At 41.2% G+C, this 22,007-nt stretch carries 23 protein-coding genes and 1 tRNA gene; 12 read left to right on the forward strand and 12 right to left on the reverse strand.

Annotated features, from left to right (window positions below; translation table 11 throughout):
* Nucleotides 1–38 precede the first annotated feature (38 nt).
* The 6 genes from BLS28_RS26525 to BLS28_RS26550 form a co-directional block, all read right to left on the reverse strand.
* A complete protein-coding gene (locus BLS28_RS26525; RefSeq protein ID WP_143020883.1) occupies nucleotides 39–425 on the reverse strand; it encodes a DUF4890 domain-containing protein in 387 nt (128 codons plus the stop codon).
* Between the two features lie 5 nt (nucleotides 426–430).
* Complete coding sequence (locus BLS28_RS26530; RefSeq protein ID WP_091174885.1) at nucleotides 431–1,165, reverse strand: hypothetical protein; 735 nt, start codon at nucleotides 1,163–1,165, stop codon at nucleotides 431–433.
* Between the two features lie 44 nt (nucleotides 1,166–1,209).
* Nucleotides 1,210–1,410, reverse strand: a complete 201-nt coding sequence (locus tag BLS28_RS26535; RefSeq protein ID WP_091174887.1) for a hypothetical protein — start codon at nucleotides 1,408–1,410, stop codon at nucleotides 1,210–1,212.
* Nucleotides 1,411–1,469: 59 nt separating this feature from the next.
* Nucleotides 1,470–2,285, reverse strand: coding sequence for a sterol desaturase family protein (locus BLS28_RS26540; protein ID WP_091174889.1), 816 nt, complete (start codon nucleotides 2,283–2,285; stop codon nucleotides 1,470–1,472).
* A 163-nt stretch (nucleotides 2,286–2,448) separates the two neighbouring features.
* Nucleotides 2,449–3,228, reverse strand: a complete 780-nt coding sequence (locus BLS28_RS26545; RefSeq protein ID WP_091174892.1) for a LytR/AlgR family response regulator transcription factor — start codon at nucleotides 3,226–3,228, stop codon at nucleotides 2,449–2,451.
* Nucleotides 3,225–4,247: a sensor histidine kinase gene (locus BLS28_RS26550; protein ID WP_091174895.1), complete on the reverse strand. Its 1,023-nt coding sequence runs from the start codon at nucleotides 4,245–4,247 to the stop codon at nucleotides 3,225–3,227. Before BLS28_RS26550 ends, BLS28_RS26545 begins: the two co-directional genes overlap by 4 nt.
* A 203-nt stretch (nucleotides 4,248–4,450) precedes the next feature.
* Here BLS28_RS26550 and BLS28_RS26555 point away from each other — a divergent pair, with 203 nt between their 5' ends.
* Nucleotides 4,451–5,413 (forward strand): heme-binding domain-containing protein, encoded by a 963-nt coding sequence (locus BLS28_RS26555; protein WP_091174958.1) that lies wholly within the window; start codon nucleotides 4,451–4,453, stop codon nucleotides 5,411–5,413.
* A 4-nt stretch (nucleotides 5,414–5,417) separates the two neighbouring features.
* Complete coding sequence (locus tag BLS28_RS26560; protein WP_091174897.1) at nucleotides 5,418–5,894, forward strand: hypothetical protein; 477 nt, start codon at nucleotides 5,418–5,420, stop codon at nucleotides 5,892–5,894.
* 112 nt (nucleotides 5,895–6,006) lie between these two features.
* Here BLS28_RS26560 and BLS28_RS26565 read toward each other — a convergent pair whose 3' ends face one another.
* Nucleotides 6,007–7,500: a nicotinate-nucleotide adenylyltransferase gene (locus BLS28_RS26565; RefSeq protein WP_091174899.1), complete on the reverse strand. Its 1,494-nt coding sequence runs from the start codon at nucleotides 7,498–7,500 to the stop codon at nucleotides 6,007–6,009.
* A 274-nt stretch (nucleotides 7,501–7,774) separates the two neighbouring features.
* On the opposite strand from BLS28_RS26565, the gene BLS28_RS26570 reads away from it, so the two are divergent.
* The 6 genes from BLS28_RS26570 to BLS28_RS26590 all read left to right on the forward strand — a co-directional run bounded on the left by BLS28_RS26570 (nucleotide 7,775) and on the right by BLS28_RS26590 (nucleotide 10,296).
* Nucleotides 7,775–8,095: an ArsR/SmtB family transcription factor gene (locus tag BLS28_RS26570; protein ID WP_090532792.1), complete on the forward strand. Its 321-nt coding sequence runs from the start codon at nucleotides 7,775–7,777 to the stop codon at nucleotides 8,093–8,095.
* Between the two features lies 1 nt (nucleotide 8,096).
* Nucleotides 8,097–8,423, forward strand: coding sequence for an SRPBCC family protein (locus BLS28_RS26575; RefSeq protein WP_256337543.1), 327 nt, complete (start codon nucleotides 8,097–8,099; stop codon nucleotides 8,421–8,423).
* Nucleotides 8,369–8,563 (forward strand): hypothetical protein, encoded by a 195-nt coding sequence (locus tag BLS28_RS31430; RefSeq protein ID WP_256337544.1) that lies wholly within the window; start codon nucleotides 8,369–8,371, stop codon nucleotides 8,561–8,563. Before BLS28_RS26575 ends, BLS28_RS31430 begins: the two co-directional genes overlap by 55 nt.
* 8 nt (nucleotides 8,564–8,571) lie before the next feature.
* A complete protein-coding gene (locus tag BLS28_RS26580; protein WP_256337545.1) occupies nucleotides 8,572–8,961 on the forward strand; it encodes a DoxX family protein in 390 nt (129 codons plus the stop codon).
* A 9-nt stretch (nucleotides 8,962–8,970) separates the two neighbouring features.
* Nucleotides 8,971–9,552, forward strand: a complete 582-nt coding sequence (locus tag BLS28_RS26585; protein ID WP_176844573.1) for a YdeI/OmpD-associated family protein — start codon at nucleotides 8,971–8,973, stop codon at nucleotides 9,550–9,552.
* 192 nt (nucleotides 9,553–9,744) lie between these two features.
* A complete protein-coding gene (locus BLS28_RS26590) occupies nucleotides 9,745–10,296 on the forward strand; it encodes a DUF4256 domain-containing protein (protein WP_091174907.1) in 552 nt (183 codons plus the stop codon).
* Nucleotides 10,297–10,352: 56 nt separating this feature from the next.
* On the opposite strand, the gene BLS28_RS26595 is transcribed toward BLS28_RS26590, so the two are convergent.
* The 3 genes from BLS28_RS26595 to BLS28_RS26605 form a co-directional block, all read right to left on the reverse strand.
* Entirely contained in the window at nucleotides 10,353–10,862 is a 510-nt protein-coding gene (locus BLS28_RS26595) for a DUF695 domain-containing protein (protein WP_091174909.1), read from the reverse strand.
* Nucleotides 10,863–11,155: 293 nt separating this feature from the next.
* Nucleotides 11,156–11,599 (reverse strand): hypothetical protein, encoded by a 444-nt coding sequence (locus BLS28_RS26600; protein WP_091174911.1) that lies wholly within the window; start codon nucleotides 11,597–11,599, stop codon nucleotides 11,156–11,158.
* Between the two features lie 816 nt (nucleotides 11,600–12,415).
* On the reverse strand, nucleotides 12,416–14,839 hold the full coding sequence (locus BLS28_RS26605) for a TonB-dependent receptor (protein ID WP_091174913.1): 2,424 nt from the start codon (nucleotides 14,837–14,839) through the stop codon (nucleotides 12,416–12,418).
* Nucleotides 14,840–16,040: 1,201 nt separating this feature from the next.
* Here BLS28_RS26605 and BLS28_RS26615 point away from each other — a divergent pair.
* Nucleotides 16,041–16,775 (forward strand): polysaccharide deacetylase family protein, encoded by a 735-nt coding sequence (locus BLS28_RS26615; protein ID WP_091174918.1) that lies wholly within the window; start codon nucleotides 16,041–16,043, stop codon nucleotides 16,773–16,775.
* A gap of 375 nt (nucleotides 16,776–17,150) precedes the next feature.
* Here the strand turns inward: BLS28_RS26615 and BLS28_RS26620 are convergent.
* Nucleotides 17,151–17,224: transfer RNA gene (locus BLS28_RS26620), tRNA-Pro, on the reverse strand.
* 374 nt (nucleotides 17,225–17,598) lie between these two features.
* On the opposite strand from BLS28_RS26620, the gene BLS28_RS26625 reads away from it, so the two are divergent.
* Nucleotides 17,599–19,332 carry a SprT-like domain-containing protein gene (locus tag BLS28_RS26625; protein ID WP_143020884.1) on the forward strand — a complete coding sequence of 578 codons (1,734 nt, stop codon included), beginning with the start codon at nucleotides 17,599–17,601 and terminating at the stop codon, nucleotides 19,330–19,332.
* Between the two features lie 7 nt (nucleotides 19,333–19,339).
* Entirely contained in the window at nucleotides 19,340–19,819 is a 480-nt protein-coding gene (locus BLS28_RS26630; RefSeq protein WP_091174922.1) for a hypothetical protein, read from the forward strand.
* Nucleotides 19,820–20,227: 408 nt separating this feature from the next.
* Here the strand turns inward: BLS28_RS26630 and BLS28_RS26635 are convergent, their stop codons facing one another.
* Nucleotides 20,228–20,941, reverse strand: coding sequence for a hypothetical protein (locus BLS28_RS26635; protein ID WP_091174927.1), 714 nt, complete (start codon nucleotides 20,939–20,941; stop codon nucleotides 20,228–20,230).
* Nucleotides 20,942–21,430: 489 nt separating this feature from the next.
* Between BLS28_RS26635 and BLS28_RS26640 the strand changes: the two genes are divergently transcribed.
* On the forward strand, nucleotides 21,431–21,868 hold the full coding sequence (locus tag BLS28_RS26640; RefSeq protein WP_091174930.1) for a hypothetical protein: 438 nt from the start codon (nucleotides 21,431–21,433) through the stop codon (nucleotides 21,866–21,868).
* Nucleotides 21,869–22,007: the final 139 nt, after the last annotated feature.

Consider the following 22,007-nt stretch of genomic DNA (forward strand, 5'->3'; position numbering starts at 1 on the left):
GGTGCGTTAGGAAAAAATTGCGTCCTGCCTTTTAAACCTTACTGTTTTGCCTCTTTTTTCTCCTTCATCTTATCCCGCATCTCTGCTTCAAAGTCCTGGTACTGTTTAAACTGGTCAGCGGTGAACACGCCTTTCAGTTCGGTATCCTTTTCCTTTAACAATGCTTTCGCCTGCTTAAATTTAGAGAACCGCCCGGCATCGCTTTTAATGATCGGATCCATTTTTTGTGCGTATTTTAAATTGATGGCCTGCACTTTGGAGGTTTGATCGGGACTAAGCTCGAGCTTAGTCGTCATCATCTCGGTTTGAAATTGTGCACGCTGTTCGGGTGTTTTATTTTTCAGATCGGCACCGGTTTGCGCAAAGACAGATCCAATAAAAAGTGTGAAGGTTAAAACCGTTATTAAACTGAAGAGCTTTTTCATATTGTTTACCATTGAATGTTGTAGGATGCACCGCTGTTTAATAACAGTGTTGCTTTGTTATTGCCATTAAACGTAATAGTACCATTAAAGTTAAAGCTTTTGCCTGATGATGAAGCGCCGCTAATGGTAACCGTTGCTGTTCCGGATAAAATTTTGAGACTGGTTTTATCAACCGTGATATCTGACGATTTAATAATTAATTTGCTGCTGAAAGAATAATTGCGGCCGATCTTCGATACCTGGCTGCCATCACGGGTATAGGTAGTATTAAGCACGTAAGCAGGTGCCGTTGGGGCCAGTCCTGTTAATACAAAACCTCCGGAACAGCTATCCTCTGATGACATACGTGGCCCGTCATATTTGCTGCTGCCGGTAAAGTTGAAGGTAAGATCGTTAGGAACAACGCCCGAACAGTTGAGCAGGTAATTCCAGCTCAACGTATAATTATATGATGGGCTTACTCCTGTTGCACTTGATTTGGTAATAGATGAGTCTTTTGCAATGCCGCAGCTTAGCTTTACGGTTTTATAAACGGTTACTGAGCTGTTTACCTGTACCGCAAAGCCACCGCTTGATGGCACAATGGCATTTGTAGTCAGCTCGGCTGCATCGGCCTCGGTGACCGTTGTATTTTCTGTGGTTGATGCGTTATCCTTTTTACATGATGATATGATCACGGCCAGGCCGGCAGTTACTGCCAGGCTAAATAATATTTTTCTTGCTTTTAAAGAGGTTTTCATAACGTTGTTTTTTTGTATGGTTTATGATTTGATTTTATACTGATTTAATGGTGTACCACCACCACCCGGCGGCGGGTTACAACAACCGGGCGGGCAACAACAACACGCCTTACGGGTCTAACAATAACTGTATGTGCCGGTGTTACCACCACCCGGCGTACCGGGCGCATTACAATTACCGTTTGAGCATTTGCATTGGTGATGCCTGCGACAGCGAGGCAAAGGATTAAAATGATCTTTTTCATGATTTCAATGATTTAAATTTGATTTTTACAGGTATGACTATTGGGTCGGTAACGGGTTTTTACTTTTGGGGTGAAGCTTCCAAAGGCAGCGTTGAACTTTCTTTTACCGCGGATGAACTTGCTGGTTTAAACCAAATGACAAAACCCTGCAAAACCAGTTTAAATGGGTTATAGCTCAAAAAACCGGTCGTTAAGCCGTACTTTACAGGTTCGGTTTCGGGTTGATAAGTGTTAAACAACCTGTCCCAGATGATAAATACTCCCCCAAAGTTTTTATCGATATAGATTGGATTACTCCCATGATGTACCCGGTGCGATGAAGGCGTATCCATTACCCGCTCAATAATGCCGAGCGTGCCTACAGCTTCGGTATGTAAAAAGAACTGATAGGCCAGGTTCAGCACGTAGGAGATCACGATGAAATCGGTAGGTAAGCCCAGCAATGCAGCAGGTATGAAAAACAGCGGACTGATAATTGCCGAAAACCAGTTGAGCCGGTAAGCTGCCGTTAAGTTCATGTGCATAGCCGAGTGGTGTATAAGATGAAATGCCCAAAGCGGTTTCCAAACATGCGAGATGCGGTGGAACCAATAATAAATAAAGTCGACTGTGATGAAGGTTAATGAAAATATCCAAACGTTATGCGGCATTTTTAGAGGTGAAAGGCCGGCGAAAAACCCTAATACAGCTAACTGGTAACCGGCAAAAAGATATTTGGAAAACTGGAAGCCGGCAAATACAGCCAGGTTGGCAAACGTTTCTTTAACCTCGTAAGCGCCCCGGTCTTTTTTCCAGCTCCAGATAATTTCGATTGTAACCAGTATCAACAGAAACAGCAGGATGTAAATTCGGTATGGGCCAATTTGATGTTTCATTTTTTAATGTTTTAAAGTTTGTGTGAGACACGTAAACAGTGACTTGACTATTTTGATATCCGCCGACACATATCTACCCGCGTCGGCATTACAAAAGTGGAAGGAAAAATGGGGGAGGGCAGGGCAAATCCAGGTGAAGCTGCAAAAGCAGGGGGCGAAGTGCTTAGCGGTTCATCCAGCTTTTAAATTCGGGAACGCGGGCCTTGCTGATAAGTATGCTTTCGGCCGGTTCCGGCTTTACTTTGATAGATAATCGGCCGTTGAAATAGAAATCTACCTCGGTTATAGCATCGCGATTAAGAATAAATTGGCGGTTGGCGCGGAAAAACTGCTGCGGATCAAGCTGCAGTTCCAACTGTTCCATGGTGAACTCCATAATGTATTGACGGGCATCTGAAGTATGCGCATAAACAATTTCGTTAGTGGTATAAAACCAGGCTATTTTAATAGCTTCAACCGGGATCAGTTTTTCACGAAAATGGATGAGGAACGATTTTTTGTAGGAACGAGTAAGAAGGCTAATCTGCTGAAGCATTGCTTCAACTGCCAAAGCAGGAGCTTCATCCCGGTTCGATGCAAAGAAATCATTATGTTTTTGCAATGCGCGGGCTATTTCCTGCTCATCAAATGGCTTTAGGATATAATCGATGCCGTTGTTTTTAAAAGCAGGAAGCGCATAGTCATTATAAGCAGTAACAAAAATTACAGGTTTGGTAATAGCCACCTGCTTAAAAATATCGAAAGATATGCCGTCGGCCAGGCGGATATCCATAAATATGAGGTCATAACTATTTGCCTGATCACTGAACCAGGTCACACTTTCTGCTACTGATGGGAGCGTGGCAGCTATAGCTATTTTATCATCTATTGCAGTTAATAAACGGGCGAGGTTGCGGGCTGTTGCCGCTTCATCTTCAACTATAACTACACGTAGGGGTCTCATACTTTCAAGGGCAATTTAACAATAAACCGGCCGGCCGTTTTTATGATCTCTATCTCCCGGCCTGTCATGATCCTGAAACGTTCGTTCAGGTTGGCCAGCCCTATGCCGTTACTGTTTTCGGGCGAGGAGACCTCTTGTAAATTATTACTGATAACGAGCAGATCACCCTCCATATAAATGCTAACTGTTAGTGGTTTTGTAATGGTTGCCGCATTATGTTTTACGGCGTTTTCAAGCAGGGGTTGCAAGGAGAGGTGAGGGAGTTCATTATTGAGCCGGGCGCTATCAACATTGATATCAAGCTTAAAGGCATCTTCCAAACGCAGGGTTATAAGCTGTGCAAATGAGCGGAGCATTGTCAACTCATCCTGCAGCGTTACGAGGTTTGTTTTTCCCTTAATAAGCGCATAACGAAAAACGGCGGATAATTCTTTTACATATTGCTGTGCTAATGCCGGGTTTTCGCCAATTACTCCCGATAAGCTACTTAATGAATTGAACAGGAAATGCGGGTTCATTTGTTCTTTAAGCAGTTCAAGTTCGGCCTGCATCCGCGCGTTTTTTAATAGTTGGTTTTCTGTTTCCCTCATCCTTGCTTCGCGCAGCAATAAAATTATTTTTATAACGATGCTAATCAGTATGATGCTTAGGGCAAAGCGGGTAAAATACCCAAGTGCAAGGCCGCCCGGAACACTTTGATAAACAAATAAAACGCGTTGTAAAATGACCCCGACGACAATGGATGGCACCGCAATAATAATATTGGCCAGCACATACATCACATGCTTTTTTTGATTGCGGAATACAGAAAGCGTACCACCTTCCTTTAAATTCAAATAAAACATCAAAAAACAGAAAACGATGTTATACAGAAGCTGGAAGCTCCATTCGCCCAGGTTGAAATGCCAGTAGCGGGCTATGATGCCGTTTTCGCGCAGGGCCAGCAGTTTGCCCGAATTCATCATGAGTCCGACGAGCAGCGAGCTATACAAACAAATGCGTTTTTCGGTTTTATCCATCAGGTAAAGCTAATTTAATATTTATTGGTGATACTCATATAGCAGGGCGAAGCTGAAATATCAGGAGGTGAAGCATCAAAATGACATGTTTTGTAGTCTCAACTTCCTTTTTTCCTTATTTAACGATTATTTGCACTCGCCCAACTAATTGTTACATTTATTATAAAGGATTGTCGTTTTCTTTGCATTGCAAACGAATGGCTATGAAAACCAACAGAAAACCCTTGTATCGACGAAAAGCGTTCCTTATCATCCTGATTTTATTTGCAGGCTTTTTGTGCATCCAGTTTATGCGCCCGGATGTTCCTAACCCGCCGGTAACGGGCGACCTGGAAGCCCCGGCAGATGTTAAGGCTGTTATTCAACGTGCCTGTTATGATTGCCATTCAAACAATACCAATTTACGCTGGTACGATAAAATAGTTCCTATTTACTGGGGGGTGGCATCCCATATCAAACAGGGCAGGGCCGACCTTAATTTTTCCGAATGGAATAGGCTCGCGCCGGCCGATCAGAAAGGCAAACTCTGGGAGTCGGTAAATCAGATAATAGCCGGAGCAATGCCTTTGCCGGGTTATACCGCTGTTCATACCGGCGCAAAAGTATCTGCAGCCGATCTTGCTGTTTTGAAGAACTATCTTGCTTCAATGGTGCACAGCAAGCCTGCCGATACGGCGGTTATCAATGCCGCCGACAGGCAATATCAGCATTGGCAAAAAAACAAAACAGCAATAAGCAAATTGCCAACAGCAGCCAACGGCATCTCTTATATCCCCGATTATAAAAACTGGCAGCCTATCAGTACAACTGAACGATTTGATAATAATACCCTGCGTGTAATCTTCGGTAATGATATTGCCGTGAAAGCAATCAAAGAAAACAAGATCCACCCCTGGCCAAACGGCGCCATATTTGCCAAAGTGGCCTGGGCACAACTACAGGATAAAGACGGGACCACCCATACCGGCGAGTTTAAGCAGGTGGAGTACATGATAAAAGACGATAAAAAATATGCATCTACCTTTGGCTGGGGATGGGCGAGGTTTAAGACCCCGAAAATGGTGCCGTACGGCGGTGCAAATGTCATGTTTACCACAGAATGTACGAATTGCCACAAACCGATGGCTGCCGAAGATTTTGTATTTACCCAACCAATTAAACACTAACCCCATGAAAGCATTATATAGTTTATTTGCTGTATGCAGCTTAATGTTTGCGGCCTGCTCCGATAACAAACCGGTTGAATTATACAATACCAAAGCCGCGCTGCCATCATCCCCGAAATATAACCTCGATGGTTTGAAGGTAATCACTTCATTTGTTAATAAGACCAAAGGAACAGCCTCAACACTTTACGGGAATGACCAGGCTTTGAAATCGGCAATTGATGGAAACAAAACAGTTGGAACTAACGAAGTATTTACATTAGTAACCTGGAAGCAACAGGATGACGATCATTGGTTTGGCGCGAAGATCCCTTCGGATATTGAATCGGTGGAAGTGATTAAAACTACATCGTCTGGTAATAGCGTCGCTGTTAATTATCAACAACTTAATGGCAAGTCTCTCGACTTAAAAGCAGATACTTCGGGCCAGTCTGAAAGGATTAAATATATTCTTGGGCAAAAGCCTTCTGTTTTGCCGTAGTAATTCAGGATACATGAGTAAAGTGAAAAAAGGGGGCTGTGAAATAATTCACCAGCCCCTTTTATATAGAGCAAGCTCCGGGCCCTTGGCTTTTCGCCTTATGCTTTTAGCTTTAAGCTATATCTATTTCTGTACGATCACCATCCACCGGAGGCACATCAAGTGTTTTTACCGGTTCTAACCCGGAGGCATATCCAAACAGGCGGCGTTCTTTGATTATGGTAGCAACTTCGGGCGGCACAAACTCTTCCCAGCCATCGGCGCCCAGTTTTATCAGCTCAAGCACATTGTCGGTTTCAACGTTGAGGTTGTTTTCGTTATAATGCCTGATGTCTTCTATCTTATTGTTGGCTATCAGGTAGCGGTACAGGTCAATCAGGTGTGGCGGAAGGTAAAAACGCAGGCAATTCCAGATCACGCCATCGCGCAGGGTAGGATATATAAACAATTTTACCTTACGACTGAACAACGTAGCGAACGATTCCAAAATGCCGCCCGGCAAATCTTTATAATGTTCTTCCGAGAAAATGTACTCCAGGTTAGGGAAACCAAGTACCACGCCCATTTTAAGTTTGGTGATCTTTGAAAGATAGGCCACCAATTTATAATACTCGTGAAAATTAGAGATCATCACCGTTTGGCCCAGTGAGCCGAGGATGTCTACACGGTCGAGAAAGTCCTTCTCGTCTATATCGGCATTGATATCGGCGTTACGTTCTTTCAGGGCCTGGAGGGTAAGCTCGGTAACAACAACAACGTTTTCCTTATCAACATCCGATTCCTGTAAAAACTGTTTAACACCGGTGTTCAGCATATCCATATGTACGTTGATAACCGGGCGGAAACGGCCGCGCACCATTACGATATGCTTTTTGTATAAAACTTCGGATGGTTGCAGGTTTTTACCATCGGGCCCAAACAGCGCCGCATCCGAAAAGCCGTATTTTACCAGGTGAAGGCTCATGAGCCGGTTATCAACTTTGGTAAAGTTTGGTCCTTCAAAGCGGATCATGTCTATCTGGATCCTGTCGCGCGAGAGGTTATCCATCAGCGAAAGCAGGAATACCGGTGGAATCTCATTATAATAAAAGCAGGCATACATCAGGTTTACACCTAATATCCCCACAGCTTGCTGTTGCAGGTTATTATCGTTATCCAGCAGCTTAACATGGATCACCACATCATTGTACTGCCCGTTCGGCTCAAGCTGAAAGCGTACGCCCATCCAACCGTGGCCTTCATTTGTTTTGTTGTAATTGAGGGCCGATATGGTATCCGCGAAAGCAAAAAAAGTTGAAGTGTCACCACGCTGCGTACCAAGGCGTTCAATGATCAGGCCATATTCATGACCAAGCATGGCCATCAGCCGCGGTTCGCTTACATAACGGCGGGTTTGTTGTACCCCATAAATGGCATCTGAAAAAAGCATGTCATAGGCCGACATGGTTTTGGCTATGGTACCGGATGATGCCCCGGCTTTAAAAAAGTTTGCTGCTACGTCCTGTCCGGCACCTATTTCGGCAAATGAGCCATAAATTTCGGGGTTAAGATTAATGGCCAGCGCTTTTTGTTTGGTCCCAATATCTTTATTGTGAATGGCATTCATACCCATTAAATTATTATAGTTTACTGTTACCAGTAGTATAACCTTGCTAAGAAGGTATAAAATTACACTTTTTTAAGCGAAGGCGTGTTAAGAATGTATTACAAAATAAGCAATCGGCTCGTTTTATTACGTTCAGAAAATAAATTAATGTGTTTTTGACAGATATTCAGGCTTGATACTCAGGGCCATCAGATAAAGGTTCAAGTAAAAAAATAAAACAAAAACTTGCGTAGTTAAATGGCTACATTTATATTTGTAGTCAAATAGCTACATGATGAATTTAAGACGAGATGTATTTCAAGCCATAGCCGACCCAACCCGAAGGGCCATCCTTTTACTAGTTGCCACACAAGCGATGACTGCTGGTGTAATTGCGTCAAACTTTGACACCGCCCGGCCCACCGTTTCCAAACACCTGCAAATACTTACCGAGTGCGAGCTGCTTAAACAGGAGCAAAACGGCAGGGAGATTTACTATCATATCAATGCAGAAAAAATGAAAGATGTGGCCGACTTCATCGAACCGTTCCGCGCAATGTGGGAAGACAGGTTCAACAAATTAGAAACTATTATGAAAAATTATAAAGGCAAATAACATGGAACAAAAAACAAAAATAGACGCTGAAAACGGCAAACAGGATTTAACCATTACAAGAGTGTTTGACTTACCGGTGGAACTGCTTTTTAAAGCCTACATGGAGCCCGAAATTGTTGAGCAATGGATGGGAACAAAAGTGCTGAAGCTTGAAAATAAAAAGCACGGCAGCTGGCAATTTGAAACAAAAGATCCGCATGGGAATGTAGTGTTCAAAGCCAACGGAACAATTCATGAGTTTATCCCCGGCAAAAGATCACCCGTACGTTTGAAATGGATAACGCGCCTTTTGATGTACAACTCGAGTTCCTGGAGTTTGAAAAACTAACTGACGATACCAGCAAGCTCAATATGCATGTGGTTTACCGAACGCCCGAACTGAGGGACCAAATGCTTAAGCTGCCTTTTGCCTATGGTATAAATATGGCCCATAACCGCCTGCAGGAAGTAGTAAACAAATTGAAATAACACATATCATGAAACGGAATAAAATTATCTATTGGATAGCTACCATCTGGCTTGCTTTAGGGATGATATCAACAGGAATGGTACAGTTATTAAAAGCGAAGGCCGGGGCAGGAGGGGCCGACAGTTTGACGCATTTAGGCTATCCGGGTTATGTTTTAACTATATTGGGCACCTGGAAAGTTTTGGGTGTTATAGCAGTATTGATTCCTAAATTTCCGGTGGTAAAGGAATGGGCGTACGCGGGTTTTTTCTTTGCTATGTCGGGCGCGATTTTTTCGCATATCGCAGCGGGGAATGCTATAGCTGAGATATTTCCCGCGCTGCTATTACTGGTACTTACTGTAATATCATGGTATTTCAGACCTGCCGAAAGAAAAGTAATTTCGGGAAACCAATAAATGAACGATATGAACCCCAAAGTTGATTTTTATTTTAATAAAGCCGGGAAGTGGCAGGAAGAAGTAGAGCAATTAAGATCGATTGTTCTTGATTGCGGATTGACCGAAGAATTAAAATGGGGCTGTCCCTGTTATACCTTTCGGGAAAGCAACATCGTTTTGATCCATGTATTTAAAGAATATTGCGCGCTTTTATTTTTCAAGGGAGCTTTATTAAGTGATACCCATAACATCCTTATTCAGCAAACCGAAAACGTACAAGCTGCGCGGCAAATCAGGTTTACCAATGCCGGTGAAATAGCCGGGCAAAGGAGTATCCTGAAAGCGTATATTTATGAAGCCATTGAGGTGGAAAAGGCAGGACTAAAAGTAAATTTAAAGCAGACGAAAGATTTTGCGGTCGCTCAGGAGTTTCAACAAAAATTAAATACCATACCCGCCCTTAAAATCGCATTTGAAGCATTAACACCCGGACGGCAAAAAGCGTATCTGCTTCATTTTTCCCAACCCAAACAAGCCTCAACCCGCGAGGCAAGAGTTGAAAAATGGATGCCGCAAATCCTTAACGGTAAAGGATTGAATGATTTGTAATACAGCCCGTTTTTAAGAATAAAAAGCGGAGGCCTGTGCGATTCCCCTCTCGAGAGGGGTGTAGGGGTGTGTTGCTGCTTTGAAAAGGCAATCGCATACACACCCCTGCCACCGCGCTGTCCTACGCGCCCCCTCTCAAGAGGGGAATTGAAAAATTACCTAAAAACCAATAAACCATAACCTGCAATAAATATGAAGCTATCACCAGAACAACAGAAAGAACTTATCGGCATACTAAAAACCCGTTTTGAGAAAAACATGAATCGCCACACCGGCATAGAATGGGCCGGGGTACAGGCAAAGCTGGAAGCCGATACCGAAAAACTATTGCCACTTAATGAAATGGAAATAACCGGCGGAGAACCCGATGTTGTTGCTTACGATAAAAATACGGACGAATATATTTTTTTCGACTGTGCTGCAGAAAGCCCCAAAGGCCGCAGAAGTGTTTGCTACGATCATGAAGCGCTGGAAGCCAGAAAAGAACACAAGCCCGGAAACAGCGCTGTTGAAATGGCGAAGGATATGGGCATTGAACTTTTAAATGAAGAACAATACCGCGAATTGCAAAAGCTTGGAACGTTTGATACCAAAACCTCAAGCTGGATCAAAACACCGGCCGATATTAGGGAGCTCGGCGGAGCCATTTTTGCCGATTTTCGTTATGGCACCATATTTATTTACCATAATGGGGCGGAGTCATATTATGCTGCCCGGGGGTTTAGAGGGGCGTTGAGGGTTTGAGTTTTTCTTTTGCACTGTCGCTTGAGTTGGGAACTCAAATATAAGAGGTCATGTACTTACTCTAAAAACGGTTTAACCTCTACCCATTCTTTATCCTGTTTTATTTCAAATGAAAACTCTCGCTTTACATCGGGCGCTTTTGTTTTTTTCTGAAGATATTCGTTTGCTTTCTCGGGATGATCAATATAAGCATAAACATCTAAGAAGGAATCGTTATAGACATGGCCAATGTAATGCAGGGTTACTACTTTACCCGTTTCATTGATTAATTCGTCCTCAAGCGTATTAGCAACGTCTATTTCTGACTCAAGCGGTAGCCCATTTTTCATAACACTATCATGCTTAAGCGCAACGTGAATTTGCAGGCACCACGGATAGCTTTTCTTTTCGCCGTAATTTTTATAGGCGGTGTTAACAGATCCAACAACAGGCCTCCCGTCTGGTAATTTTGCTTCAATAACTGAAAAACTTTCGGGAGGAAAAATGGTATGCTTGTTCTGGGCCTTACAACCCAATATTAGTAATTGTAGTAAAATAACTATGATAAGGCGAAAGTAACGTAGCATGGATAAGGTTAGTATTATGCGATGCTAAAATAGATATTCAATGTGGCTAAAACAAGTGGTATTGAGTTCCCGACGCATTATATGGTTTAAGTTCACTGGTTGAATTTATGGTATAGTAAGGCTTTATTTTTATCTGGCGGAATCTCCGGGTAATGCTTCAGATTTCAAGCAGGATGCTTACTTTATTGGGGGACGAAGTTACGCTGGCGCTAAACTTCGACCAGTAGGGTGCTTTGAGGGTTTGAGCGCATTAGCCATAATGGATGCCGGCGGGATCTAATGATTGGCCTTATCTATATCTTATATTTTAATCTTCCGGTGTTAAAATCAGAAGGGCGGGTAGGTGTAAATAAAGTAAATTGCCGTGATTTAACATTTGGATTAAAAAGGTTTTCGCCCAGGTTTTTTACGTCTTGTTCTGTAAGCATATTGGGTTTGCCTTCCCATTGCCGGCAGCGCCGGTTTTTAAAATCAATATGAAAGCTACCCAAATAATAGTTTTCAAAATTCTGACCTAAATTAAGTATATAATCATCTGTTTTAAACTGGTGCCTCATCGGCTCAAGAGCCAAAGTTGCTTTATAAGCATCGTCATTTAAATCTTTATAAAAATAAAGTTTCTCAATAGTTCCAGACTTAAGATTGGGCGGCTCTTCCGATTGTAATAAAAAAGGACTTATATAAATTTCTTGTTCCCCTATTTCTGTTTCAATAGTGATAGTTGAAGAATTGAGCATTTAGTTAGATGTTAATAGTTTAATCCTAATATAACAGTTTTGATGAGTACAATCAATACCATGCTGTTTACAAGAGCATTGCCAGCGTACATCCTTCAACATCCAATGAAATCTTTCCTCAGCTTTTTCTTCAAAAAATACGGGTTGTAAATCCCGAACTACAATTTTATACCTTTTTGGTTGCGCTTATTTGTATTTCAATTGCCTGTTATTTTTTCATTGAAATTCCAGCAAAAGATTGGATAAAAGGCTGGAAAGACCGGAAACGTTTAAAATTACAACCAGTAGATGATTCCGTAAATTTCTAATTATCAATTACGGCATATAAGCATTTGTTTAAATAAAAAAAGCATATCCAAACAGTAAAACTACTGTGCAGATATGCTTTTTTGTTGTTTTCAAGTCGGGATGAGGAGACGATTACCCCGGCATTTATATCTATGATATTCAGGACGGGCGCCGTATAGGGCACATATATTGCGCTTCGGTTTGATGGCCTTTGATACTTATTTATGCTATAGTTGATAATCAATGAACTTGTTATAAAACATAATGAATGTCTGTTACAAATAAAAGATCTTGTAGTTATGGCTCCTCTAAAGACGAACAAATCCGCCCGCTTGTATAGCCTTTACTTTTTATCCCGGCGGTGGGCTAAACTCGCGAAATTGGTGAATAGGAAAAGAACAATGGCGCCCTGCCGGTCTAAACTATGTGGTTCGCATTTTAGCAATCTTGCAAGCAGGCATACGAACTATTGGTCGGCGGAGATAGGTTGGACATCGATTGTTCAAAAACAGGATTGATATCCTGCTGTCAGAATTTAGCACCTAATGTAACATAACATGATCTTCCGTCGCCGGGTAATATACCATTGCCAAGGTAAACGAGCGTTTCTGTTCGGCGGGTAAAGTATTTATTATCTGTCAGATTATTGATACCGATCCTGATGTTGTACTTGTCGGAAAACTTATAGCCCAGGGCAAAATCGGCCACGTGATATCGTGGGACATAGCCTATATTGGGACTTGTTTTGGTAGCAGCTGTATTATTCGCATCTGACCATGATCCGCCAACGTATGAATAATAAAAGGTAGCGGAGAGGTTATGTACAGAGCCATTTATGCCCGAGCGGCTAACAAATTGAGGAACGTCTTCCAACGTTTTTCCAGTCAGATTAACCACGCCTGCTTTGCCATTCAAATACCTGGCGTGATTATAAGCGTAAGAAGAAAATATGGAAAGATCACTGTTAGTGTCCTCGGTATTGAAATTAAGCAGGTGAACCTCAACAAAAGCTTCCACTCCCTTGGTGAGCGCATTGCCGGCATTGGTGGTGTAGGTGTAGGGTTTTCCGTTGCCATCAGTCAGCGTTATATTTCCTATCCTGTTGTTATACTTCAGTTCAAATACGCTTAGATCAAAGTTCAATATCTTTTTAACCCCTCCCCGAACGCCAATATCTGCATTATGGCCGCTCGCGTCTTTCAAATTCGGGTCGATCACCGCTGTGCTCGACCCGATGATAAGATTTGCATAAAGGATGGGCCTGTATGCCTGCGAGTAATTGCCATAAATATTAATGCTTTCAGTGATCTTATACTGCGCACCGATTCCACCCAGCACGATGTTCCTGGAGGTTGAAAGCGATACGGGGTTGAAATTTTTGTATACTTTATATTCCGTTCCGTTTAAAGTTGATTTGAGGTTATCATACCTGATGCCGGGGGTAACGGATAGCCTATCGGTGATGCGGAAAAGGTTTTCAAGAAACGCGCCGTAGTTTATTGTTTTAAAGAGCAGGGCAATACCGTAATTGCCGGTTTGGGTAAGGTCAAAATTAGTTCCTGTACTTCCCTCTCCGTTTTGTTTTCTGTTTGTAGCAGCGTTGGAATATTTTAAGCCGCCCGATAGGGCACTCTCATGGCCTAACAGATCGTATTTTTTTATCATTCGTGCATCAACAGTATAGCTGTTGTAAAAGTCCCTGTTTATCTCTCTTGGCGCGTAGGAGCCTGTAGCTTTGCTGATGGTATCTGCATTGGTGGCTAAGCCCGGGCTGGCAATAACCATGTTTCTTTGCCCAAAAAAAGTATAGGCTTTTACATTCAATAGTGTTTTATTATTGATGGCGTAATTAAAAAGTAAAGCGGGGAGGTTGATTATCGGGTTAAAATAATTTCTGCTCCTGGTTGATTGGCGCGGATCGGCAGCAAACATCGCGTCGGTAAGCCCGCCAGCAAATTTCTGCATATAGTTTTCTCTTGAGTATTCAAGGCCAATATCAATTTTAGCTGTTGGCTTATAGTGCAAACTTGCATAAGCATTCAGGAAATTATAGTTGGAGTTAAGGCGCCATCCATCGCTGCTACGGTAATTAAAGAAAGCATAAAAAGTGAGCTTGCCTTTTTTTCCACCTACCGAAGCAAAGGAATTTGAGGTATTGAACGAGCCGTACGTTTGTTCGGTTTCAATGCTTAATGACTTCGTGGTATCGGGTTGTTTAATTACATAATTGAGCATCCCTCCAAACTGAGGGCCATATTGAAGAGCGGCTGATCCCCTGATGAGCTCAATTTGCTGTACGGCTTCCAACGGCGGGTTATACATGGCCTCGGGATAACCATACAGATCGTTATTAACATTGTAGCCATTCTGGTTCACATTGAACTCCCATGATCTGTGCGGACTTAATCCTCTTGCCGCTACACTGGTTTGAGTGCCAGAACCATCCAACTCCCACGACGTGATACCCGGTACTTTTGCAAACACATCGCGGGCTTTATTTTGTGCGATATCTGCATTGACGCTGTCAACCAAAACAACTTCATTTTTTTTGCCCGAATAAATATTTGTTCCGCCGATCTCGGGTAACGCTTTGATGCTTCCTACGCCTCTTTCGCCTTGTACTTCAACAGCAGATATCTTAATAACGCCGGCCTGAAGCGTATAGGAAAATTCAGTAGTGTCATTGTTTTTTACGAGTATATGCTGTTTAACAGATTTATAGCCGATGTGCGAAATAATGACCTGGTAGTTTCCGGCAGGAATATTATTGATGCTGTATTGGCCTTTATTATTTGTGGTGGCGCTGAAATTTGTTTTGTAAAGAATAATATTCACCAGCTCCAACGGGGCTTTTGAATTGTCGGTGATGCTACCTTTAATATTGCCGGTTGATTGGGAAAAAGCCTGGGTAAGCATTAAGAAAAGGAGAAAGGTAAGGAAAGCTTTTTTCATAGAATGATCGCGTTTTTTGACATGTCGGTTTGTTTTCGACCATCGTTGTGTTTTTAAAAATATAACGCTAAGCTATAAAAAAGATCTTTTTTTATTTTTATTTAAATAAAACATGCCTGATTGAATTGCTCATAAAAGAATTGCATTTAGGAAATTTCGCCCCGGTCTGCGGCTTAATCTATAAAATGCACCCGTCCTGAAGATAACACCCAAAGGTTTTGTTTAAACTTAGTTGCAGGAACATTCAGGAGAAAATGTTGTATATCTAATATAAAATCGTTTCTGATTTCGGTAAATTAAAGCTAATCGATAAGTGAATAATAAGTATATGGCAAAGGCAATTTGATCTCAAGTAATAATATCTACAGTGCGTACTGGTCTGAATTTGCTTGAATTGATATAGCAAGTATCAACAATTATTGATGCTAGTTATCAAACTGACTTACGAGCTTTTCTAATATAAAATACGACCCCAATAAGTGTGCATATTACTATAAGTGTTTGCATAATCATTGTAATTAATTAATATTTTTTGAAATATTTCTTTCCTGTTATTACGGTAAAGATTTTTACCTATTTTAAAGGTGATATATGTAATAATCATGTATAAAGGAACTAACAGATAAAAGCCCTTTTTATAGGTAATTACGACTAATAATGTGGAGGCAAGGTGGCCGAGAAATGAAGTATTACCTTTCATTTGGAAATATGACCCAACTTTAATTGGAAAAAGTGTTGACCATATTAGGAAAAAGCTCATTAAAATAGATAGAGATGTTAGGTAAAAGACGATACAGAAGATGATATTGTTCGGGTTGCTTAAAATAACAATCGGCATCGTAACCACCAAATCCAACGCAATTGGGATAGAGATTACCCGAATCATAGTTTTTATTAAGTTAGAATATTCACCAGTTCGAATATCGTAATTTATAAGTACACCTTTCCAAAATTCTTAAGAATTATTGAATATATAGGTGAAAATTATTAATGGTGATACGAATAGCCAGTAGACTACCGGTATTTCAATTAATACTCTTCCTTTGAAGTTAACAAAGTAGAAGTTTATTGAAACGACTATTGTTTTAAGTACGACACCTACAATCAATGGTATAAGAGCTTTTTTGTTGTTTAAAATTAACTTAAGCTCTAACCATAATTAACTTTTGCATCCGTCAAAACGAAGTTTATTTTTACATTCTTGAAAAAATTAAGCGCCCTACTTTCCCTATTAGTATGCTGCCTTTGCGGATTTGCCCAAAGACAAATCCCGATCCTTTGTTATCACCAGATCCGGGATTTTAAAGCTAAAGACAGCCGGACGGATAAGCAGTACATTATCCCGCCTGCCGTTTTTAAAGCGCAAATGAAAATGCTGGCGGACAGTGGTTATCAGACGGTTTTACCGGATGGGCTATTATCTGGTAAGCTGCTGCCTGCCAAACCCATTATGCTGACTTTTGATGATACCAATGCCGACCAGTTCAAAAACGGATTGCCGGTGCTGGAATCTTACGGCTTTAAGGGAGTATTCTTTATCATTACCGGGAAGATCGGCACGCATCCCTGGTTCATGAATGCCGCGCAGATTAAACAGCTTTCAGCTGAAGGGCATGTAATCGGCTGCCATACCCAAAGCCATACGGACTTCAGGCATTTGAAGCCTGTGGAATTTGAGCCGCAGATCGCAGCTTCGAAAAAAAATTTGGAAGACATAACCGGAAAAGTTGTGGATTATTTCGCTTTTCCTTTCGGTTACTGGAATAGTAAAGGCTTGCCCGAGCTAAAAAAGATAGGGTTTAAAGCGGCTTTTCAGCTGGATGCGCCACGTGACAAAACTTATCCGAACCTGACTATGCGGCGGATCATTGCCAGTGGATTATGGACATCTCGCGATCTTTTTAGAAATATAAAAAGCGGCTTTACGGGCCGCTAAGTTTTACTATAGGACATAAATCAGATAGTTAGGAAAGTTAATTTTGGCTGTCTTTCGCATCTTTCTTTCCTTTACCCGTCTCTCCAGTTTTTGCAACAGTCGTTTTCTTCACTACATCCCCTACTGGTCGAAGTTTAGCGAAAGCATAACTTCGTCCTAAAATAAAGCAAGCATCATGCTTGTGAAGCATTACAATCCCGGACGAAACGATCATCGGGATTTTTGTGTAAACGGGCAGGCAAACCTATTTCATAACATAATCTGTTATGGCAGTAATACTAATATCAAGGTCTATAAGAAGGTCAACAATCAAAAAAGAGCATATTCAATCAGTAAAAAACTGCTCAAATATGCTCTTTAAAGCTTGTGTTCAAGTCGGGATGGCGGGATTCGAACCCACGACCTCCAGCACCCCATGCTGGCGCGATACCGGGCTACGCTACATCCCGAAATAAATGTATGGCCGGGCTGCAAATATAATTGTTGGCGGGATATTTCAAAATGTAAATGTGGCTTTTAAAGCTATCTTGGCGGCAACTGCGGATTTAAAGGTTTTCTGTCTTAATAAGATTATGGTTTCAGGAGAAAAAAGTCCAATAAGATCATTTCATTTTAAGTAGTCCCGCTATTACTTAATAAGCGCTATCTGATTCGCTGTTACATTCACGGACTCCACGATAATTGACTTTCTAATATCTCGGGTTCAGTTATTTTCCCTTAGGCTTATAAATGAAATATTTTATAGTAATAGGTAATATTTTCTTTACGTACTATAAACTTTAAATATAATTTCAATATTTGTTCAAAGCCTGAACCGCGTAATATGAAATACCTTAAACTTAAATCTTTTCCTAAAGTCTTGTACCCAATCGCTATTGTTTCTGCGATTATTCTATCCGTAAATAGTTGTAAAAAAGACCGCCATGAAGATTCCACCGTTCAAATAAGCGACCCGGCGATTGTTCGGGCTAAGGCCTGGTATGAAAATGCATTCCCGGCGAATAGCAAAATGGGAGTTCAGTCAATACAAGATAGTGCGGACATTAGTCAGCTAATAAGACCAGTATGGCAGAATGGGAGTACGTACCTGCGTACAGGGCAGCAAGTCCTCGAAATCCCGATTGATCCGAGTGTACAGTACCATGCTGAACTAAAAAACATGAATTCCGGAAAGGCCACCGAGCAGTTCCAAAGCCACAGCTCCTTCTTATTATTAAAAAACGGAGAAAGCTACGATGCTTATGTGATGACTGTGATCGCAGACCCAGCTTATTTAAAGAATGACCTGAGCAAACTTGACAGGAACAGATATAACAAGCGCGACAGTGATTTTTCCGGAACAGTTTTATACAGTACCCCAAAAGGTAAATTTATAAGCGGTTGGTTTTATAAGAATGGCCGAATCCTCAAAGCGATGTCAACCACTTCTGGTCCATTATCTCAAAAGGGTAGCCAGGCTGTTCAAAGCTTACAAACTAATAAATTACAACAGGATTGTACTGATTGGTATCAGATATCGGAGGTAAACGGAGAGGTTGTAGACGTTAAATATTTAGGAGCGACTTGTGATTGGGTAGATGGTGGCGGGGATGGGGGGGCACCATCAGGTTCCACAGGAAGTGGTAGCGCTGGTGGCAGCAATCCACCAAGCCAGCCTTGCCCAGGAACGAATGCTACCAAATTACAAGTGCAATCGACAGGTGATCGTTTAATCCTTGATAAAAATGTACAGCAGCCTCCTGGCGATGGCGATGGAACTTTCCCCCCGCCAACATATCCCCCGGATCCACCGGCTTCGCCATGTGTAGTACCACCGCCACCGGTGCTTTTTACAGTGAGAACTGACAGCCTTGCGAAGTATTTCCCATGTGCTACTAAATTGATTATTGATCAACTGGCAAGTATCGGCGTATATACCAATCTGGTGTCTCCATTTATAACATCGCAAAGACCTGATCTGGTTTGGCAAAACGCTAACCTTGATTGGGCCGTTTCTAAGCCCAATAGCACTGAGTTAACCTATAAACTTGGGCAAACCCAGCCTCAGTCTTCCGGTATCGGTCAAAGCGCGACCATCACATTAAATACAAAGATGCTTCAAAATAGTTCGAGGTTATTGATTGCTGCAACAATTATACATGAAACTATGCATGCTTATATCAACTACGGACTATCGACTGCCCAAGATAATGCGTCCCAGGGATATACCGATTTCACAAACAACAACTGGCTTTTATCTATAGATCAATGGTGTACGCTGGATGGTTTGCCTGCCAATTACAGCAACCATCTGGTCATGCTGACCAATTATTTTGACCAAGCGGTCGGCGCCTTGAAAACATGGGATAAATCAGCCCATACGGACGCAGAATATGCCAGCGCAATGTTATATGGATTAAATACTTCCGATCCATCAGCAACAGCGACGGAAACAGCTACTTTACAACAGGCGTATAATGCTATTAAAACAAAATACTCGCTAACAGATGCGCAGTTAAATAATTTTTATAACAGTTCTTTGAACTCAAATGATAAATTACCCGGAAATTGCAACTAATTAGTTTATGAAATACTTTTTGATCGTAATACTTTGGCTTAACATTTATAGCGCTTCGGCTCAAAAGGTAGCCAACAATATCGACACGGTTTATTATTTGCTGGATACTGCTAATACAATGCCGAAAGATAGGATGTGGGATGTTGGGATAGAATCACAGTACAAATACTTTACCGTAAAATGCCCATGTCTCAAATACAATAGCGAACCAACTTTTGTATATAATTTAAAGGATTCTGGCCAGAGTGTTAGTAATGCTTCACTATCAAAGATCAAGATGGTCAGTCTTCCCACGCTGATCGATTTTGCGAAAAAAACAACAGATCTCACTGCTCAAACGCTTTATGTATTCTATATAATAGAGATAGGGAAGGACAATGAGTACATTGTGCACAAAACAAGATTGTTAACTCCGCGAAAAAGAGAGGCCAGTGTAGATTTTGAAAATGTAACACCAACGCCGGATAAAAAACGCAGAAATAAATAATGATGTTTTAGTGATAATGACATGAAGCTGCAAATTATAACTACAGCGGTTAAAAGAATTAATAAGGCGCTGAACAACATTCAAAAGACTTAGCGCTTTAAACGGATTGAAGTGTAAGTGCCAGGCTGATTAAGCCGGTTACTTAACGGGCTAATCCCTCCCAATAAACTGACAGGATCTTGTCAGTGTTCAATTTTTGAAAACCGGGTGTTCAATGTTTGGAAATGAAAATTTGTAACTTGTTGATTATCAGCGCTTGTTTGTTCAGGTCGGCTTTTAAAGCATTTTAGCGAAAACGCAAGTGTCTGACAACCAGCAATGTTTTTTTATGGAAAGAAGGCGGGCGTTCACACTTTTAAAAATTGAACACTTGCAGATCCGCCCGGAAACGGAATCTGTAAAGCACAATCACCTCTTCATCAGTGGCTCGGTATGGGTAATTGAAAATTTCCCGGATAGTTTTAGGGGTGTTTCGTGCTCGTTATAATACACCCTGCCCGCTGCCTTTATTTCTTTTGACTGGCTACCATTTAATGGATGAACGAGGCAGGTGATTGAGAAGTCGGCACCGGTTTTAAATGATTTTTCAACAGCATCCATAAGTGCCGTCTGGTACCGGGGATCAACAATATGGATAGCCTCATTTAAAACGGGCTTTGTATTTTCCGGAAAGCCGAAGAGCTTTAAGCCATATTCGGAAAGCGTAATCTCTTTGCTGCTGAAATCCAGCGACCAATCCCAAAGGGTATGATCGTAGGCCATTGTTAATTCAACACTATCCAATATTTCCGATAACTGGCCATTAAGTCTTTCCGATTTCATGTACGAAAGCTCCAATTTTTCGCCCAAAGCCAAAAGCTCGTTTCTTAGTGTAGCTGTTTCATTATTTAAAGCGGCGTTTGTTTTGAGCCCGGTGCTATCTGCCGTCGTCAGCGCAGACTCGTCTTTTTCGTCAGGTAAGTCCCCAACTGGCTGCAGCTTATAACTTTTCTTTCGACGGGTTAACAAAATGTTAATATATAAAAGGCAAAGTATAGTGGCATAAAATAAAATATTTTGCCAAACGCCACCTACACTAAAGTAGTCCAATATGGATTTATTGAGTTGGATCGGAATGGTCATGATAGGGCTGTGGCTAAATTGATGCAAGGTAATAATTAACTATACGCTTAACAATCCGTGAAAACACCCTTTTTTATGGTAATTTATATTGCGGCAATTAACCCGGGGTTAATTTAATGTAGAAATTTAAAATAAATAATCGTACTTGTTATTTGTGGCCCAAATCCTACGTTTGTTCCCCGAAAGTCGAAATTTTTGTTCCGCTATTTTAGGAGAGGGTTTTCTGCTGTTGCAGATATAATTTTTGGATAAAAAAACAGTTCTATATTTTAATGTAAACCTTTTAAATTAAATGGCGTGGCCTTTAAATCAGTGTTGTTTTCAAATCTGCAAGTATGGAAGCGCAACGGCTGTATGTAAAAAAAGCATTTTCCGGGTTATCACGATTATAATTGCGGTGTTAAATAATAATCGGATACCGTTTACGAACCCGGGTAGCCTTGTTATTTTATTGACTGCTATGTATCTTGTTAGCGCGCTTAATAAATTATGAACAGGTCATTTATATACAGTTTAAAAGTTTGGTTGCTGATGGTAATCATTGCGCCATTGCTCCACCTTGTGCTGTCATGGTTTATTATCGAAAATCCTGAAATAAGCCTTATTGCAGAGATCCAAAAAGACTACATCATTTTTGCAGATATGGTTCTGCTGCTTACTATTCCTTTCGCCTTTGTATTTTGGGGGGCAGTATACTCTTTATCAAAAAAGAGAGAGCCGTTTTATGTAAAACAGGTTTTAACCATAGCTATATTGATAATTACTATGCTCCCGTTTTTTGAATTACTTTTTGAAAAAAAGGTTTCGGCTGTATCTTCTATAGCAGTAATTATATTTCCATATTCAATTACGGGAATAGCCGGTATTTGGCTGCATAAGCTGGAATCCCCGGAGCCTGAGGAAGAAACAGTTGAGGAGCAGGAATAAGATTTTCCCAATTTTGCCCATTATCATTGTTTTAAACCATGTATTTCCCAATAAAGAGCGGGAATCAATTTTAATTGTCATAAACAATTAACATTTTATTATTATTGCTTTAATTTTTAACTTAAACCAACACGTGTTA

Source organism: Mucilaginibacter gossypii, assembly GCF_900100945.1.
Taxonomy (GTDB): Bacteria; Bacteroidota; Bacteroidia; order Sphingobacteriales; family Sphingobacteriaceae; genus Mucilaginibacter; species Mucilaginibacter gossypii.